The sequence below is a fragment of the Bradyrhizobium sp. 164 genome, from assembly GCF_023073715.1.
In the GTDB taxonomy this organism is placed as follows: domain Bacteria; phylum Pseudomonadota; class Alphaproteobacteria; order Rhizobiales; family Xanthobacteraceae; genus Bradyrhizobium.
The window spans coordinates 261653-278209 of the sequence record NZ_JADPKA010000050.1 but is presented as its reverse complement, the minus strand read 5'-3'; the positions used below and the strand labels follow the sequence as shown (position 1 = coordinate 278209).

18 protein-coding genes are annotated in these 16557 nt (G+C 65.1%); 5 read left to right on the top strand and 13 right to left on the bottom strand.

Annotation, left to right across the window (positions count from 1 at the left end):
* Positions 1-10 precede the first annotated feature (10 nt).
* Positions 11-628: a cupin gene (locus tag IVB01_RS18625; RefSeq protein ID WP_247281612.1), complete on the bottom strand. Its 618-nt coding sequence runs from the start codon at positions 626-628 to the stop codon at positions 11-13.
* A 1024-nt stretch (positions 629-1652) separates the two neighbouring features.
* Here IVB01_RS18625 and IVB01_RS18620 point away from each other — a divergent pair.
* Complete coding sequence (locus tag IVB01_RS18620; protein WP_247281613.1) at positions 1653-2891, top strand: hypothetical protein; 1239 nt, start codon at positions 1653-1655, stop codon at positions 2889-2891.
* On the opposite strand, the gene gmk is transcribed toward IVB01_RS18620, so the two are convergent.
* From gmk to IVB01_RS18575, 9 genes are all read right to left on the bottom strand, one after another.
* A complete protein-coding gene (gene gmk, locus IVB01_RS18615) occupies positions 2824-3483 on the bottom strand; it encodes a guanylate kinase (protein WP_247281614.1) in 660 nt (219 codons plus the stop codon). The genes IVB01_RS18620 and gmk overlap by 68 nt on opposite strands.
* Before the next feature lie 3 nt (positions 3484-3486).
* Positions 3487-4374 (bottom strand): YicC/YloC family endoribonuclease, encoded by an 888-nt coding sequence (locus tag IVB01_RS18610; RefSeq protein WP_247281615.1) that lies wholly within the window; start codon positions 4372-4374, stop codon positions 3487-3489.
* Between the two features lie 122 nt (positions 4375-4496).
* The gene (gene mltG, locus IVB01_RS18605; protein ID WP_247281616.1) at positions 4497-5780 is read right to left on the bottom strand and encodes an endolytic transglycosylase MltG; all 1284 of its coding nucleotides are present in this window, start codon (positions 5778-5780) and stop codon (positions 4497-4499) included.
* Between the two features lie 125 nt (positions 5781-5905).
* A complete protein-coding gene (gene fabF, locus IVB01_RS18600; protein WP_247281617.1) occupies positions 5906-7171 on the bottom strand; it encodes a beta-ketoacyl-ACP synthase II in 1266 nt (421 codons plus the stop codon).
* Between the two features lie 108 nt (positions 7172-7279).
* Positions 7280-7519: an acyl carrier protein gene (locus IVB01_RS18595; RefSeq protein ID WP_008551805.1), complete on the bottom strand. Its 240-nt coding sequence runs from the start codon at positions 7517-7519 to the stop codon at positions 7280-7282.
* 312 nt (positions 7520-7831) lie between these two features.
* Positions 7832-8569 carry a 3-oxoacyl-[acyl-carrier-protein] reductase gene (gene fabG, locus IVB01_RS18590; RefSeq protein WP_247281618.1) on the bottom strand — a complete coding sequence of 246 codons (738 nt, stop codon included), beginning with the start codon at positions 8567-8569 and terminating at the stop codon, positions 7832-7834.
* 11 nt (positions 8570-8580) lie between these two features.
* Positions 8581-9540 (bottom strand): ACP S-malonyltransferase, encoded by a 960-nt coding sequence (gene fabD / locus IVB01_RS18585; protein WP_247281619.1) that lies wholly within the window; start codon positions 9538-9540, stop codon positions 8581-8583.
* Between the two features lie 172 nt (positions 9541-9712).
* Positions 9713-10738, bottom strand: a complete 1026-nt coding sequence (locus IVB01_RS18580) for a fatty acid desaturase family protein (protein ID WP_247281620.1) — start codon at positions 10736-10738, stop codon at positions 9713-9715.
* Between the two features lie 3 nt (positions 10739-10741).
* Positions 10742-11449: a TetR/AcrR family transcriptional regulator C-terminal domain-containing protein gene (locus IVB01_RS18575; RefSeq protein WP_247281621.1), complete on the bottom strand. Its 708-nt coding sequence runs from the start codon at positions 11447-11449 to the stop codon at positions 10742-10744.
* 336 nt (positions 11450-11785) lie between these two features.
* Here IVB01_RS18575 and rpsF point away from each other — a divergent pair, with 336 nt between their 5' ends.
* From rpsF to rplI, 4 genes are all read left to right on the top strand, one after another.
* Positions 11786-12256 carry a 30S ribosomal protein S6 gene (gene rpsF / locus IVB01_RS18570; protein WP_247281622.1) on the top strand — a complete coding sequence of 157 codons (471 nt, stop codon included), beginning with the start codon at positions 11786-11788 and terminating at the stop codon, positions 12254-12256.
* A gap of 5 nt (positions 12257-12261) precedes the next feature.
* Positions 12262-12501: a 30S ribosomal protein S18 gene (gene rpsR / locus IVB01_RS18565; protein WP_212371059.1), complete on the top strand. Its 240-nt coding sequence runs from the start codon at positions 12262-12264 to the stop codon at positions 12499-12501.
* Between the two features lie 133 nt (positions 12502-12634).
* Positions 12635-13615 carry a DUF2232 domain-containing protein gene (locus tag IVB01_RS18560; protein WP_247281623.1) on the top strand — a complete coding sequence of 327 codons (981 nt, stop codon included), beginning with the start codon at positions 12635-12637 and terminating at the stop codon, positions 13613-13615.
* A 48-nt stretch (positions 13616-13663) separates the two neighbouring features.
* Positions 13664-14263 carry a 50S ribosomal protein L9 gene (rplI, locus tag IVB01_RS18555; protein WP_247281624.1) on the top strand — a complete coding sequence of 200 codons (600 nt, stop codon included), beginning with the start codon at positions 13664-13666 and terminating at the stop codon, positions 14261-14263.
* Between the two features lie 112 nt (positions 14264-14375).
* Here the strand turns inward: rplI and IVB01_RS18550 are convergent, their stop codons facing one another.
* The 3 genes from IVB01_RS18550 to IVB01_RS18540 form a co-directional block, all read right to left on the bottom strand.
* The gene (locus IVB01_RS18550) at positions 14376-14840 is read right to left on the bottom strand and encodes a PaaI family thioesterase (RefSeq protein WP_247281625.1); all 465 of its coding nucleotides are present in this window, start codon (positions 14838-14840) and stop codon (positions 14376-14378) included.
* Entirely contained in the window at positions 14824-15447 is a 624-nt protein-coding gene (locus tag IVB01_RS18545; RefSeq protein ID WP_247281626.1) for a TetR/AcrR family transcriptional regulator, read from the bottom strand. The genes IVB01_RS18550 and IVB01_RS18545 overlap by 17 nt, the downstream gene beginning before the upstream one ends.
* A 107-nt stretch (positions 15448-15554) precedes the next feature.
* Positions 15555-16532 carry a hypothetical protein gene (locus IVB01_RS18540; RefSeq protein ID WP_247281627.1) on the bottom strand — a complete coding sequence of 326 codons (978 nt, stop codon included), beginning with the start codon at positions 16530-16532 and terminating at the stop codon, positions 15555-15557.
* Positions 16533-16557 lie beyond the last annotated feature (25 nt).

The following is a 16557-nucleotide window of genomic DNA, read 5'->3' as shown; positions in this document are numbered from 1 at the left end:
GCTGGACGCATTACCCTCTCGCTCGCGGCTTCGTCCGCCATGATTTGAGCAGCGGGCCGTTACGTCCCAGCACCGGATCTGTTTTCGGCCTGCGCACCTTGGTGATGCGTTTGATGGCGTCTGGACGCTCCCTTGTGTCGGTGCACTCGTCATACGTTCCGTCCCGCGGATACGCTCCGACGACCAGAAAGTCCCGGCTGGCCTCGATGAGCCGGTGTCCGATGCCTGCGGGAAGCACCAGAACGTCGCCGGCCTTCACGCGCAGAACCCGCCCCTTGATCCCGCCGCACTCGATCTTGGCCGTGCCGCGCGCCACACCCATCACTTCATGGACTTGCGAATGATAGTGCACAAAGTCGTACACGGTATCGCGCCATGACCGGCCCCAGCCGTTCGCATCGAACAGCGTGTCGATGATGACCTCTGGCGCAAAACGCCGAGGCTTGAGGTTCACCGCCCCGCGATAGTGCAAGAGCGGAAAATGCGGGTTGTTCGGCACGACGCCGTCGTCCCTGAAATGGATGGCCACCGGCTTCCGAGCCCGCACCAGCGCCCGCAGTGTCGCCGCGTCGGGATGCTCCTCCACCAGCTTCTTGGCGAGATTCTTGATCTGGTCCTTAACCGGCATAGCGTCGCCTCAGCCGCGATTCAACGGCTGCGGAGATGATAAGTTTCCAACGGAGAACCTGCGCAGCCTGCCATTTGATTTCTACTCCGGTACGTTGCGCAGCCGCCGCAACAAGCCGCCGAAAATCGGTAGACCTTCGATGCAATTGGTGAGGCCGTGCGCGGCGCTGCATGAAGGGCGATAGTCCGGAGTTGTCTGACGTGAGGGCGTTGGCCGCAACCTTTCCAGTCACGACGAAATACGTTCGGATTATTTCCATCACGACTAATAGAAGGAGCGCCCAGAAACGAAGGCTGCCAGTGCGTAGCCGCTTCGGCTCCGCTTGCTTGCAAATGACGTAGAATCCGAGACGACGGGCGGCGGGGTTGATGTTGCCCCCGGGGCCGCCGAGCAAAACACCTCGTCAAGCCCTCGCCGCGAAAAGATTTTTCTTTTCCGAATTTCGGATTGTGGCATACACCGCGACAACCCGGCCCTCCCAAAGGGGCGTTCGCGACCGTCACGAGACGCGGGCCGGGTGGCGGTGGACGCGGCAGCGTCGGCGCGAACCGTGGGTTGACAGGGCGGCCAACCGTGAGTCCTCACACGGCGCGGTGCGACACGATGCTGTAACAGCGGTCTCGTTGATGCCGGGGGCGGGCACACGCAAGCCTCCAGCCATTCAGGCGGGACCGTCCGCGGACGGAGAAGTCGTGTGGTCCTGACGCCCGGGGTCTGTGCGTCAAGTCCTGCGGTGATGTGGCGGCCCGACCGGGCACGTGCATCAATCATCGGCAGTGGCGACGGGGGCAATAAAAACGCGCCGCGGGGAGCGCGCCGGCGGCCGCAGCGGTTGCAGCTGCGGCGGACCTGGAGTTCGGCGGGACCAGCAGCGACGCGAAAAGGCCCGATTTCGCGGCGGAACCAACGCGCCGCGAGCCCGATTCAAGCCACATCCTCTCCGGATTTGCGGCTCATTGCCACCCAAGTCTTTGATGACAAAGGGGCGAGTAAGAGTTGCGTCATGCGTAACCGGGAGACCAGGATGGGCAACCGCACCGCAAAATTCATATCCGCGCTAGTCGGCAGCATCATTGCCGGCGCGCCACTGGCCGCCGTGTCGCAGAACGCGCAGAACGCGCCGAGCACGGCCAACGCGGCCGCCGACTGCCTCGTCTCGCCCAAGGGCGCCGCGCCGCAGGGGCAGCACTGGTACTATCGCATCGAGCGCGGGACCAAGCGGCAGTGCTGGTATCTGCGCGCCGCCGACGACAAGGACGGCGCGAAATCCGTGCAGAGCGCGCAGGCTACGAGCGATACGCCGACCGGAGTCGCGCCGGCGCAGCAGCAGCAGCAGCAACAGCAGCAGCACCCGGCGCAGGATGCGCGCGCCGAATATCTGACAGCACGGAGCGGTGTCGCCGCCAAAGCACCAAACGCAACTGCGCAAGCCGCAGGCGCGACACCGGCGCAACCATCTGCAGATCAGACCGCTGACGGCAACGCGCAACAATCCGCCACGCCGTGGCCCGACGTCTCCGCAACCTCCGCCCCGCCCGCGCCGCAGCCGGCGCCTGCCGTTGTCGCGACAGCCGCCCAGCCGAGCGCAAAGCCATCAAAATCCCCTTCCTCCCCGGCACCCGCCGCGGCAGACAGCACGACCGACAAGCCGACCGGCTCGGTCCAGATGCTGCTGCTCGTGATTGGCGGTGCGCTGGCGCTCGCCGGAATCCTCGCCAGCCTCATCTACCGCTTCGCCGGCGCGCGCGTCCGGGTCCAGTCCGCCGACCGCCGCATACATTGGGACGATTGGGAGCCGCAGAAACAGGACGCAAGCCGCGCGCCCTGGCTCGATGCGACGTCGGCCAACGCCCAGCCGTCGCGCCCCATCGACTTCGATGCGCCGCGTCCGCAAGCGACGAAACAAGCGACAAAACTTGCCGCGATCGGTCGCGAGATCGATCTGATCGACGCGCGCAAGTCGCGTGCCGCGATCCCTGCCGCAGAACCCGACGAGGTCAGGCCCGCCGAGGCCAAGATCAAGATGTTCGACCGGGATTTCGAAATCGAGGCCGCTGCGCCCCGGCTCGCCGCCAACGAGATCGGCAAGGATCGCGATGAGGCGCCTGCAGGCCGCGACGAGGATGCGGTCGACGTCGACGTCATCACGACGATGCTGGAACAGCTGGTGAAGGAAGGGCCGCGCCTGTCGCGGCCTAACCTTGAAGCTGACCTTGCAAACTTCGCACGAAGCCTACAAGGCCAATCCGCCGCTCGCGCTTGAGGCGCTCGGCCTTCAGGATCGACTGTACCTCGGCGAAGGCCTGGTCGACGTCGTGGTTGATGACGATATAGTCGTACTCGGCCCAGTGGCTCATTTCGTGGCTGGCGCGGCTCATCCGCTTGCGGATCACCTCGTCGGAATCCTGTGCGCGCGAATGCAGGCGCTTTTCGAGATCGGCCGCGGAGGGCGGCAGGATGAAGACGCGAACGACGTCGACGCTCGCTTTCTGGTGCAGTTGCTGCGTGCCCTGCCAGTCGATGTCGAACAGCACATCCTGCCCGGCCGACAGTGCTGCCTCCACCGGAGCACGCGGCGTCCCATAGAGATTGTCAAACACGGTGGCCCATTCGAGCAGTTCGCCCTGCTCCACCATCGTCTCGAACTTGCGCTTGCCGACGAAGAAATAGTCGCGCCCCTCGACCTCTCCCGGCCGCTTCTCGCGCGTGGTCGCCGACACTGACATCTTCAGGCCGGGCTCCCGCTCGAGCAACATCCGCGACAGCGTCGTCTTACCCGCGCCCGAGGGCGAGGACAGCACGAACATCAATCCGCGGCGCTCGACACCGTCAGTTCCGTGACTGCCCGTCGTCATCGATCACTCCAGATTCTGGACCTGCTCGCGGAACTGCTCGACCACATTCTTCATGGCGAGTCCCGTATTGGTGAGCTCGATGTCATTCGACTTCGAGCAGCAGGTATTGACCTCGCGGTGAAACTCCTGCGCCAGGAAATCGAGCTTGCGGCCGATCGGACCGCCCTTGCCGATCAGCTCGCGCGCCTGCGCAATGTGGGAGGCGATGCGATCAAGCTCCTCGCGGATGTCGGCCCTGGTCGCGATCAGGATCGCTTCCTGCATCAGGCGATCGGCATCGAAACGATCGGAGGTGTCGAGCAGGGCCGCGATCTGCTCAGTGAGCTTCGCCTTGATCGCCTCCGGCTTGCGGCCGGGCGCAGCCTCCGCTTTCTTCGCCAATTGCTCGATCTCGTCGACGCGCTGGGTCAGGATCTGCCCCAGCGAGATGCCCTCGCGCTTGCGCATCCCTACGAGATCGGCAAGCGCTTTGTCGAAGGCCTCCGCCACGGCGGCGCGTGCGGCCTTGTCCTCCTCCTCGTCGCCGTCGGGCTCGGCGACCTCGACGACGCCCTTGATGGCGAGCAGGCCGTCGACGCTCGGCGCCACCGCATCGACCTTGCCGGCGATCAGCGCCGCCGCCTTCAGCACGGCGTTGAGCACGTCCTCGTTGATGCGGACCGTGGCGGCGGCGTTGGTGCGCTTGACGTTGAGATTGGCGTAGACCGTGCCGCGCGACAACAGCTCGCCGGCGCGCTTCTTGGCGTGGGCCTCGAGCTCGTCGAACCCCTGCGGCAGCCGCACCCTGAGGTCAAAACCCTTGGCGTTGACCGACTTCAATTCCCATTCGAACGTGTACGGCCCGCTTGCGCCGTTGCTTCGGGCAAACCCGGTCATGGACGACAGCGCCATCGGTTGAGATTCTCCAGAAACTCGGGATTCGCGAGGACATCAAGCCACGCGAATCTTAAGACTATTTTGCCGGAAAGTGTAATCCGCAAAGTGTGATGGACGGCGCTGCGCGCAGCCCCGGCCTAGCGCTGGACCACCGGCGGCGAGGGTTGCACCGCGCCCTGCCGGGCCGGCGCGGGATTGGCTGGATTGGCCGGCCGGGCCGCGGGTGGCTTTTTCTGCTGGTTGGACCGCGCCGGCGTGGTCGCGGTCGGTGTATCGGCGGCGCCGGGCGCAGCAGCGGCCGGCGGCTGCGCGTCCTCGGCCGGCTCGACCGTGTCGTTCTGGATCTGCTTCTCGATCGCACGAAGCTTCGCGACGTTCTTCTGATGCGCGTCGTAGGTCTCGGTGAAGGCGTGCCCGCCGCTGCCGTCCGCGACGAAATAGAGATCGCGGGTGCGGGCCGGGTTGGCGGCGGCCTCGAGCGAGGCTCGGCCCGGATTGGAGATCGGCCCCGGCGGCAGGCCCTCAATCACATAGGTGTTGTAGGGAGAGGGCTGCGTGATCTCGCTGCGCTTGATCGGACGGCCCAGCGTGCCCTTGCCGCCGACGAGGCCGTATATGATCGTGGGATCGGACTGCAGCTTGATCCTCTGCTTTAGGCGGTTCACGAACACCGCCGCGACGCGGCTGCGCTCGTCCGGCTTGCCGGTCTCCTTCTCGACGATGGACGCCAGCGTCACCAGTTGCTCCGGCGTCTTGACGGGAATGTCCTGGTTGCGGCGCTCCCAGATCTCGGCCAGCACCCGCTTGTGCGCCTGCTGCATGCGCTGGATCACCTGCTCGCGCGTGGTGCCGCGCGGGAACTTGTAGGTCTCCGGCAGCAACGTGCCCTCGCGCGGCAGCTCGCGCACGGTGCCGGTGAAAATGTCGTTGTCGGACAGCCGCGCCACGATCTGCTCGGAGGTCAGGCCTTCCGGGATCGTCACGGCATGCTGCACCACCTTACCCTCGACGATGGTGGCGATGACGTCGCGCAAGGATGCGTTCTTCTGGAACGAATACTCACCGGGCTTGAGGTCCGAGCTCGCCTTCAACGCGGCGACGCTGGCGATGAACACCCACGGATTGACGTCGGTCACGCCTTCCCGGTTCAGCGTCTCGGCGATGTCGCGCTTGCCCGCGCGCTGCGGGATGTTGACGATCTTGTCTTCCTTCAGCGGTCCTGGCGCCTCGAGTACCTGCCGGCCGTAATAATAGACGCCGCCGGCACCGAGCATGGCGAGCAACAGCAGCGTGATGATCGCGTTGCCAACCACCACGAAGGGATTGCGCGCACGGTCCGATCGCTTGGGCGGCGGCGGGACCTGCTCGGGCTCGAGTGCAGCCCGCGGACTCCGGGGCGAAATGGGCGGCCTTTCACTCATCGAAGCAACCTGAATCCTGCCGGTTCAATCGCGGCCTGACAATGACTTGCCGAGCCAAATGCACGCGCCCACTTCTATGACTATCGCCGAATACGGCAAAACGGTGGATTCGTCTCAAACACAAACTAATTGGCCAAACGCCGGACGATCACCGACGCATTGGTGCCACCAAAACCAAAAGAGTTCGACAATGCGACATTGACCTCACGCTTCTTCGCCGTGTGCGGCACGAGATCAATCGCGGTCTCGACCGACGGATTGTCGAGATTGATGGTCGGCGGCACGACATTATCGCGAATCGCAAGAATGGCGAAGATCGCCTCGATCGCACCGGCCGCGCCGAGGAGATGACCCGTCGACGATTTGGTCGAGGACATCGCAACCTTGGAGGCAGCGTTACCGAGCAGGCGCTCCACCGCACCGAGTTCGATCTCGTCGCCGAGCGGTGTCGAGGTGCCGTGCGCATTGATGTAGTCGAGATCGGATGCGGTGAGACCAGCACGCTTGAGCGCGGCCGACATGCTGCGGAAGCCGCCATCGCCATCGGGCGACGGCGAGGTAATGTGATACGCATCGCCGGAAAGGCCGTAGCCGATCACCTCGGCATAGATCCTTGCGCCGCGTCGCCTGGCGTGCTCGAGCTCCTCGAGCACCAGGACGCCGGCGCCCTCACCCATCACGAAGCCGTCACGGTCCTTGTCATAGGGACGCGAGGCCTTTTCGGGCGTCTCGTTGAAACCGGTGGACAGCGCGCGCGCGGCATTGAATCCGGCAATGCCGATACGGCTGATCGGCGATTCCGCACCGCCGGCAACCATGACGTCGGCATCGCCGAGCGCAATCAGGCGAGCGGCATCGCCGACCGCGTGCGCGCCGGTCGAGCAGGCTGTGACCACCGAATGGTTCGGTCCCTTCAGCCCGTGCGCGATCGACACGTAGCCAGAGGCGAGGTTGATCAGACGACCGGGAATGAAGAACGGCGACACTCGGCGCGGCCCACGCTCCTTGAGCAGGATCGCGGTGTCGGCAATGCCGTTGAGGCCGCCTATGCCGGACCCGATCATGGTGCCGGTCGCGCACTTGTCCTCTTCGGTCTCGGGATGCCAGTTGGCATCGTCGAGCGCCTGGCCGGCTGCGGCCATGCCGAAGATGATGAAGTCGTCGACCTTGCGCTGGTCCTTCGGCTCCATCCACTTGTCAGGATTGAACGTGTCGTTCGACCCGTCGCCGCGCACGACCGTGCAGGCGATCTTGGTCTGAAGATCGGAGACGTCGAAGCTCTCGATTCTGCGCGCACCGCTCTCGCCGTTGAGGATGCGCTTCCAGGTCGGCTCGACGCCACAGCCGAGTGGCGACACCATGCCGAGACCCGTGACGACGACCCGCCTCATATCCGAAAACTCCGTATCGAAAGATTCACGGCCAATAACAAGAAACCGGCTGACCGCTGCGAAGCGGCCCGTCCGGTTTCAATGTTGTCCCCGCGAAATTGAAGAGCCTTAGCTCTTCGCGTTCTTCTCGAGAAACTTCGTAGCGTCGCCGACGGTGAGAATCGTTTCCGCAGCGTCGTCCGGAATCTCGCAACCGAATTCCTCTTCGAACGCCATCACCAGTTCGACGGTGTCCAGACTGTCGGCGCCGAGGTCGTCGATGAAGCTCGCGTTGTCGACAACCTTCTCGGGTTCAACACCAAGGTGTTCGACCACGATCTTCTTAACCCGCTCGCCAATGTCACTCATTGCTTAACCTCGTGTTGTTCCCTGTAGACCCGACCCCCCGGGACGATACGAGCCGTCGTGGTCGTTTGACTGCCTTCGCTTACGAACTTTGATTTGGCCCATCCTAACCGATGCAGGCCCCGGCGAACGACGGCCAAAGGCTCCGCATCGCCAATATACAGGGTTTCAAAAACCTGCAATGGCGTTCTTTGCCCATCCGTTGTAGGTCCGGTTATCATACTTCAATTGCCTTGACTACAAGCCTCATTTCGCTCCGGAAACGGCCGTTTGCCGCATCCGGCACCGGTCTGACCGGCGGTGCGGCACGAGGCGTCAGATCATGGCCATGCCGCCGTTGACGTGGATGGTTTGCCCGGTGACGTAAGCCGCTTCGTTCGAGCTCAGGTAGACGGCGGCTGCCGCGATGTCTTCGGGCGTCCCCAGGCGGGCAGCCGGAACCTTGGTCAGAATCGTTTCGCGCTGCTTGTCATTGAGCGCATCCGTCATCGGCGTCTTGATGAAGCCGGGCGCGATGCAATTGGCGGTCACGCCGCGCTTGGCGTATTCGGCGCCGAGCGTCTTGATCATGCCGATCAGGCCCGCTTTCGATGCTGTATAATTGCCCTGTCCCGGATTGCCGGTGACGCCGACCACCGAAGTGATGGCGATGATGCGGCCGAAGCGCTTGCGCATCATCAATTTGGTCGCCGCGCGCGCCAGGCGGAAGGTCGCGGTCAGATTGACATTGATGACCTCCTCCCAATCCTCATCGCGAAGCTGCACGAAGAGATTGTCGCGGGTGATGCCGGCATTGGCGATGAGGATGTCGACTTGTCCCATCGCGGCTTCCGCGGCGGGCACCAGCGCTTCGACCTCATCGGCCTTGGAGAGGTTGCAGGGCAGCACAAAGGCGCGCTCGCCGAGCCTGCCGGCAAGCTCGTCCAGCACGTCCTTGCGTGTTCCGGAAATCGCAACGGCAGCGCCCTGCGCATGCAGCGCCTGCGCGATCGCGCCGCCGATGCCGCCGGTCGCGCCGGTGACGAGCGCCTTTCTGCCAGTCAGATCGAACATGAAGTACTCCTCTAAGCCTGCTTGGCAGCGGCCAGTGCATCCTTGGCGGCAGCGATATCGCTCGGACCGCCAACCGCAACGCCGACGGCACCGTCCGCAATGCGCTTGACGAGTCCCGTAAGCACCTTGCCCGCGCCGATCTCGAAGAAACGGGTGACGCCCTGCCCTGCCATATAGGCGACCGATTCACGCCAGCGCACCGTGCCCGTGACCTGCTCGACCAGGCGGCGACGGATCTCGTCGGGATCGGTGATGGCGCTCGCCAGCACGTTCGACACCAACGGCGCGGCCGGCGCCTTGATCGTGACCGTCGAGAGCGCCTCCGCCATGGCGTCGGCGGCCGGTTGCATCAGCTTGCAATGAAACGGCGCCGACACCGGCAGCAGCATCGCGCGCTTGGCGCCCTTGCCCTTGGCGATCTCGACGGCGCGATCGACCGCCGCCTTGTCGCCGGAGACCACCACCTGCCCGCCGCCATTGTCGTTGGCGGCCTGGCAGACCTGCCCCTGCGCCGCCTCATCGGCGACCTCGATGGCGGCCTCGTAGTCGAGGCCAAGCAGCGCGGCCATTGCGCCGGCACCGACTGGCACGGCTTTTTGCATTGCGAGACCGCGGGTGCGAAGCAGCCGAGCGGTATCGGAGATGCTCAGGCCGCCGGCCGCAGCCAGCGCCGAATATTCACCAAGCGAGTGGCCAGCGACGAAGGCTGCGTCCCGCCCGACGGAAAAACCGGCTTCACTCTCCAGCACGCGCAGGGTTGCGAGGGAGACCGCCATCAGCGCTGGCTGGGCGTTTTCGGTAAGCTGAAGGGTCTCGGCCGGACCATCCCAAATGGTCGCCGTCAATTTCTCCCCAAGCGCAGCATCGACCTCGTCGAACAGGGCGCGCGCTGCCGGAAAGGCGTCGGCGAGGGCCTTGCCCATGCCAACCGCCTGGGACCCCTGCCCCGGAAATGTAAATGCTGCCGTCATCGGCGCTCCCTGCATGTCGGGCGTGATCCTCACGAGAACCGGCAGCCGACTACGCGCGGCCTCAGCCCAAGGTTCCGGATCACGCTCCAAAGGGGGCCGTAGACACTGTCCGGGGTCGGAATGTCAAGCCAAGATGGGAACCCCGGCCGGATTCAACCGGTGATACGGTTTCCTAGAATCCGCCGGCCGTCTGGTTGACGTCGACCTCTGCCCCCGCCCGCGCGCGGCGCGCGCTGTTGACCAGTTGCCCCGGCCGATCGTCCTGATTTGGCTTCGCGGTGGCAAGCCGCAGCACCGCGGCGTAGCCCGGCTGCACCTCCATGCGGTCGGCATGCCGGCTGGCGCTCAGCAGGCGATGCACCTTCGGCAAATTGTAGCAGGGCACATAGAACAAGAGGTGATGCTCGAGATGATAATTCACGTAGTACGGGGCGATGAACAGGCGCTCGAGAAAATTGGCATGCGTGGTCCGAGTGTTGCGCAAGGGATCATTGCTGTCAGGGACGACGGCGTGCTCGGCGATGTTGCGGATGCGGGTGATGACCATCATCCAGGTCAGCAGCGGCACCAGCCATAGCAATGGATAGGCCCACCACACGCCGGCCGCCGCGAGCGCAGCGAACATTGCGGCATTGACGACGCATTGTGGGCCGAGCTTCTCCCAGAAATGCGCCGCACGCTGCCGCCATGCCCAGTCCTTTGGCCCGAGCGCGTTGAGCAATTGCGCCTTGCGCTGCTGGTAGCCGGTCTGTCCGGTGATGTCGCGAATGAACTTGCGGCGATAGCTCAGCTTGGTGATCGGAAACGGCGCCGACAGCACCAGATCGGGATCGTCGTCCTGCTGGGTGCGCGCGTGATGCTGCAAGTGATAGCGCCGGTAGCTCCGCGTCTCCGCAAACAGCGGATAGGCACAGAACCATTGGCTCAGCGCCAGATTGGTTTTCTCATCGGCGGACAAGCAGCCATGCGCGCCGTCATGCATGAGGATGGCAAGTCCAAGCTGGCGCGAGCCGATGATGGCGACGGCGAGAATGTACGTCAGCGGATTGGGCCACCACGCGACCAGAGCGATCGCACCGATGATGAGCGCCCAGGCGTGCGCGATCAGCGCAACGCCCTTCCACGTCACGCGCTGGCGCACGTCGGCCAATTGATCGTCGGTCAGGAAATCGCGGGCACGCATGCGAAGCGCGGTCATGGCCTAACTCTCCTCGTTCGAATTGCTCGGCGCGTCGCGCTGCTCGACAAGACGCAGGCGCGCAGCCTCGCCCGTGGATTTCGCCTGCTCACCGAGCACGCGCAGCATCTCGCTGCAGAGCTCCTCCGGCGATCGGCCCATGGCGTAGCCTTCGAGGATGACGCCGATGGCAACGGCCCAGAACCGCCGCGAGCTTTCATCGGGCGCGCGCAGCGTGCGCCAGCCGTGTCGTGCGACCTGGCTTGCATAGGCCCGCGCGCCTTCGCTGTGCAGGCGCTCGATGGTGCGCTCGACCAGGGGTGCGAGATCCTGGCGACGCCGCGTCAGCGTCAGCGCCTCGGCGAAGAAGGCGACCGAATCGCTCGCCGTGACCGTCTCCGCCAGCGCGTGCGTGTATTCCTGCGGCGTGCGCGTCCTCAGCGCCGCCTGTTCCGTTGCGCGCGCCAGATACAGCAGCTCGCGGCAGGCACATTCGACGAACAGCGCCTCCTTGGTGCGGAAGTAGTAGGTGATCTGGCTCGGGAACGCGTCCGCCGCGGCCGCGATGTCGGTGATCGACGTGCCCGACAGCCCCCGCTCCCGGAACAGCGGGCTTGCCGCATCCAACAGCAGCGACCGCATCTTGCGGCCGGCCGTGCGTGTGGCGCGCGCGGCGTGCTTGGGGTCGCTGGCGCCCGGTTCAAACGGAGCATGGGCAGAATTGTCTGCCATTGGATCCTCCCGCTGACTTCTTTGTATGCCATACAAACAAACAGGTCAAGCTGATTCGATTTGCGGGCCGACCACCACCCGCCTTCGGTTGTGCGAGCCGAGACTTGGCCCCCAACCTTGCAAAGCCGGCCAAAATCCGTATAAGGCGCACATCCGCAGACCCCGGCCGGGAGCTGAACGGACGGTCTCAGCAAATCATTCGTGATTTTGGTGTGGCAGGGCCAGTCGGCCCGTCGTCCCGTGTTTCCGCCTTCTGAGCTTAATCCCAGAGTCCTTTCCGAAGGTCTCTTAAGGGCTTGACGCCGGGCGATGCGCCAACATGAGGAAAGGACTTCCATGCCTCTTTACGAGCATGTTTTTCTCGCGCGTCAGGACGCGAGCCCGCAGCAGGTCGAAGAGCTGACTGCACAGATGACCGGTATCGTCGAGGGTCTCGGCGGCAAGGTCACCAAGACCGAGAATTGGGGCGTTCGCTCCCTCACCTATCGCATGAACAAGAACCGCAAGGCTCATTTCGTGCTGCTCAACATCGATGCGCCGTCCGCGGCGATCGCCGAAATCGAGCGCCAGGAGCGCATCAGCGAAGACGTGATCCGCTATCTCAGCGTCCGCGTCGAGGAGCTTGAGGAAGGCCCGTCCGCGATGATGCGCAAGGCCGATCGTGATCGCGAGCGTGACGACCGCGGCGGTGGCTTCCGCGGCGAGCGTGAAGGCGGCTTCCGCGGCGACCGTGAGGGCGGCTTCCGCGGTGACCGCGGTCCGCGCCGTCCGCGCGAAGAAGCTGAAACCACTGCGGATGCGGAGTAAGATCAATGGCTGAAGCTGGTGCACGCCGTCCGTTTTTCCGTCGTCGCAAGAGCTGCCCGTTCACGGGCACCAATGCTCCCAAGATCGACTACAAGGACTCCAAGCTGCTGATGCGTTACGTCTCTGAGCGCGGCAAGATCGTGCCGAGCCGCATCACCGCGGTGTCCGCGAAGAAGCAGCGTGAGCTCGCCCGCGCCATCAAGCGCGCGCGGTTCCTGGGCCTCTTGCCCTACGTCATTCGCTGACACGACCAATTCGACCGGCGGCCGCTGAGCCGCCGGTCGTCATATTCTGAAATCATAAGGCCTCCGGGTCGTCCGGTCGCCGATGGTTGGGGCAAACGACGCCTCTAACCGCTCGAAGGGAGCGGGACAGCTGATGATGGCCTTTGGATTGATAGCCCTGATCGCCGGCGCCGCGTCGGCGCTGATGTTCGCCTCGATCATCTCGGGCGCGCTGATCTCGCTCGTCCTGTTCTATCTCGCACCGCTGCCGCTGATGGTCGCCGCGATCGGCTGGGGGCCGCTTTGCGCGTGCCTCGGCGGCATTGCCGCCGCAATCGGCCTCGGCGCGCTGTTCGGCCTGCCCTACTGCATCGCCTTCGCCGTCACCGTCGCATTGCCGGCCTGGTGGCTCGGCCATCTCGTCCTGCTTGGCCGGCCAGTGGGAAGCGTCGCACCAGATATCTCTGCCGTCGAGCCGCCGGCCGAGCCCGAGATCGAGTGGTATCCGGTCGGCCGCATCCTGCTCTGGATCGCAGGCTTCGCCGCGCTGACCACCATTGCCGCCCTGCTCACGCTCGGCACCGACGCCGACACCATCAGCGGCACGCTGCGGGGGGGCTTGATGCGCCTCCTCCCCGCCGCCGATCCGCAAACTTCGGGTGAAGCCAGCCAGTTCGTTGACGCACTCGTGCGCATTGCACCGGCCGCCGCCACCATCGTCGCGATGATGACGCTGACTCTCAGCCTCTGGCTCAGCGCCAAGGTGACCGCGACGTCGGGCCGGCTGCGTCGTCCCTGGCCGGACCTGAAGGCGGCCGAGCTGCCGCCGATGACGCTCGTGGCGCTCTGCATCGCGCTCGCCTTCTGCTTCACCGGCGGGCTGCTCGCGATCGTCGCGCAGATCACCACGGCCGCGCTGATGATGGGCTATGCGCTGACCGGTTTTGCCGTGCTGCATACGCTGACACTGGCGCTGAAGAGCCGCACCTTCTGGCTCGGCTCGACCTACGCCGTCGTCGTCGTGTTCGGATGGCCTGTCATCGCGATGGTGATCCTCGGTCTTGCGGATGCCGTGTTCGGCTTCCGCGAGCGCTTCCTGCGCAGCCGGCGGCCGCCGCCGCTGCCAACCTCTTAAGTTCAACCCCGGAAACTGAAACTCAGATCCCTTCAAAGGAGAACGAATATGGAAGTCATTTTGCTGGAACGCGTCACCAAGCTCGGCCAGATGGGCGAAGTCGTGAAGGTTCGCGACGGCTATGCCCGCAATTTCCTGCTCAAGCGCGGCAAGGCGCTGCGCGCCACTGCCGACAACCGTGCCAAGTATGACGGCATGAAGGCTGAGCTCGAGGCTCGCAACCTCCAGGCCAAGGGCGAAGCGTCCAAGGTCGCCGAAAAGATCCAGGGCAAGAACATCATCGTGATCCGCCAGGCCTCCGAAGCCGGCCAGCTATTCGGCTCGGTCACCGTGCGCGACATCGTCATGGCGTTCGAAACCGACGGCGTCCATCTTGACCGCCCGCAGGTGCAGCTCGACGCACCGATCAAGACAATCGGCAAGCACACGGTCACCGTCGCCGTTCACCCGGAGGTCGAGGTCGACATCACCGTGACGGTCGCGCGCAGCCAGGACGAGGCCGAGCGCATCAACCGCGGCGAGGACATCTCGACCCGCAACGAGGACCGCGACGCGGCTGCCGAGGCAATCGCCGCGGCCGGCGAGTTCTTCGATCCGGAAGCCCAGCACGACGAGGTCGAGCCGGCGCCGGCTACGGAAGAGAAGTAACTCCAATGTCGTCATTCCGGGATGGTCCGAAGGACCAGACCCGGAATCTCGAGATTCCGGGTTCTCGCTTCGCGAGCCCCGGAATGACGAGCTCAAAATCAGCCCGGCTGCCTCAGGCGGCCGGGCTTTTCGTTTTCGCGGCGTCCTCGCTCAGCATCGCAATCGAGGCCAGCGCCGTTGCCGTGTGCTTCTCGACGCCGTCGCTGACGCAGAATACGTCGGCCGCAACCACCGAGACCTGACGGCCCGGCTTGATCACCCGGGCACGGCAGATCAGCTTCTCGCCGACTGCAGGCGACAATAAATTGAGCTTGTACTCCGCCGTCAGCGCCGGCTGGCCACGCGAGGTCGCGGCTGCGATCGTTGTGGCGTTGTCGATCAGGAAGGCGGTGACGCCGCCGTGGAAGAAGCCGTGCTGCTGCAGCAGCTCCGGCCGGCGATCCACGGCGATCGTGCAGCTGCCGCGCGACAAGTCCGAAAGCTCGGCGCCGACCAGGGTCATGAAGCCCTGCCGGCCGACATTGGCGTGGATGCGGTCGGCAATCGGTGCGAACTCCGGATCAGCTGCGGCTGACATGCACTCTGTCCTGTTGCTGGTTGATGCGGTCGAACGGCCTTAGCGCCCGAATGGCGCAGGCGATCAGTATGTCGGCCTCCCCGCGAGGGTCGGTGTGGTCGCGTCCCGACAGGAAGGCGCGGCAGAAGATCTGCGCCGGCCCGATCAGCTGGCTGATGAACATTGCCGGCGTCATCGGCAAGAGCTCACCGCGTGCAACCAGCGGCGCGCGCCAGCGCTCGATGCCGTCGGCGAGGCGCGCGTTCTGCGCGCGCTGGGCATCGCGAACCTCCTCGCCCCACTCGCTGCGGGAAATCTCGAAGAGGTAGCGCGCCTCGCGCCGGCTGCTCACGACCCACTCAAGATGCGCCCGGATCAGCCGATCGATGCCCTGCTCCGCACCGGGCACGGGATTGAGCGCGGTCAGCATTGCGGCGTGATAGTGCCGCAGGACCTGCAGGAACAGCGCACCGGCGAGCTCCTTCTTTGAGCCGAAGGCGTGAAAGAAGCTGCCATTGGAGGCGCGCGCCCGGGTGCGGATCGCAGCCACCGTCGCGGCTTCGAAGCCGACGCGGTCGAACACGATCAGCCCGGCCGCCAACAGGTCGTCTCGCACGTTCGACGTCATTGCCGCCTCCTAGAGCATTAATCTAGAGTATCACTCTAGGCCTCGTCAATACGGTGCGGAGGCCGCGATCAACGCGGTCGGCGCATGTCCATCAAAACCAAGCTGGTTTAGCGCGAGATCGGCGGCGTCGGCGGGCCGGACGACTCGGCCGGCGGCGCAGGCGGGGCTGCAGCGGTCGCGGGAGGTGCCGGCGCCTTGGCCGGTTCGGAGCTGGCAGCAGGCGCAGTCGGAGCCGCCTCTTCCGTCGCTCTGGGCGCGGCCGGCTCGGTCGGCTTCACGGCGGCTGGTGCAGACGGCGTCACCTGCGGCACCGGATCCGGGCGCAGCGACGGAGCTTCACTGCCGCGCGGCTCTACCTTCGCGCTATCAGGCATGGCGTCGGCGGGCTTCTCCGATGCCGTGCCACTGTCGGGCTCGGTCTCGTCACGATTCGGCTCGACCTTGGCCCTGTCGGGCTTGACCGTCTCAGGCTTCGACTCGGCCTTCGGCTCGCTCTTCTTGTCTTCAGTGGCCGGCGCGGCGGCGTCGAACTTCGGTGCTTCCTCAGTGCCGGGCTTCCCGCGGCGCTTGGCCTTGCGTCCCTCGGGTGCTGCCTGGCCTTCGGATTTCATGCCTTCGTCGGCCGGCCGCGCAGCACGCTTTTGGCGCGGGCCCTCGACCGCAGGAGCGGACCCCTCGCCCTCCGGCTTGGCGGCCTCCTGCGAGCGCTGGCGGCGGCCCTGATGTTCGGACTGGCCCGGAGCTGTATTGGCTTCTCGCTCCCTGGTGCCGTCCTTCTTGTCCCTGCCGTCCTTGGCCTGATACCGGGTGTCGGTGGCACCATTGGAGACGAGGTAGGAGGCGAGAATGCCCGCCATGTCCGAGCTCGTGGTGTAGTGCTGGCGCAGGAATCCCGGCAGCGAACTCGGCGCCACGGACTTCAGAAGTCCACGCGGGCTCTTGTGGCAGGCATTGCAGGTCTGCGCGAAGAGCTGGGACGGAGTCTTGCCGGCCTCGAGGTTCGTTGCCTGCGCAAGAACGGTATCGGTCGCGCCGAAGCCGATCAGAAGCAGTACCGTCGCGAGACTGAACGCTCGGCTCGACATTTCCCATCATCTCCACTGAAATACG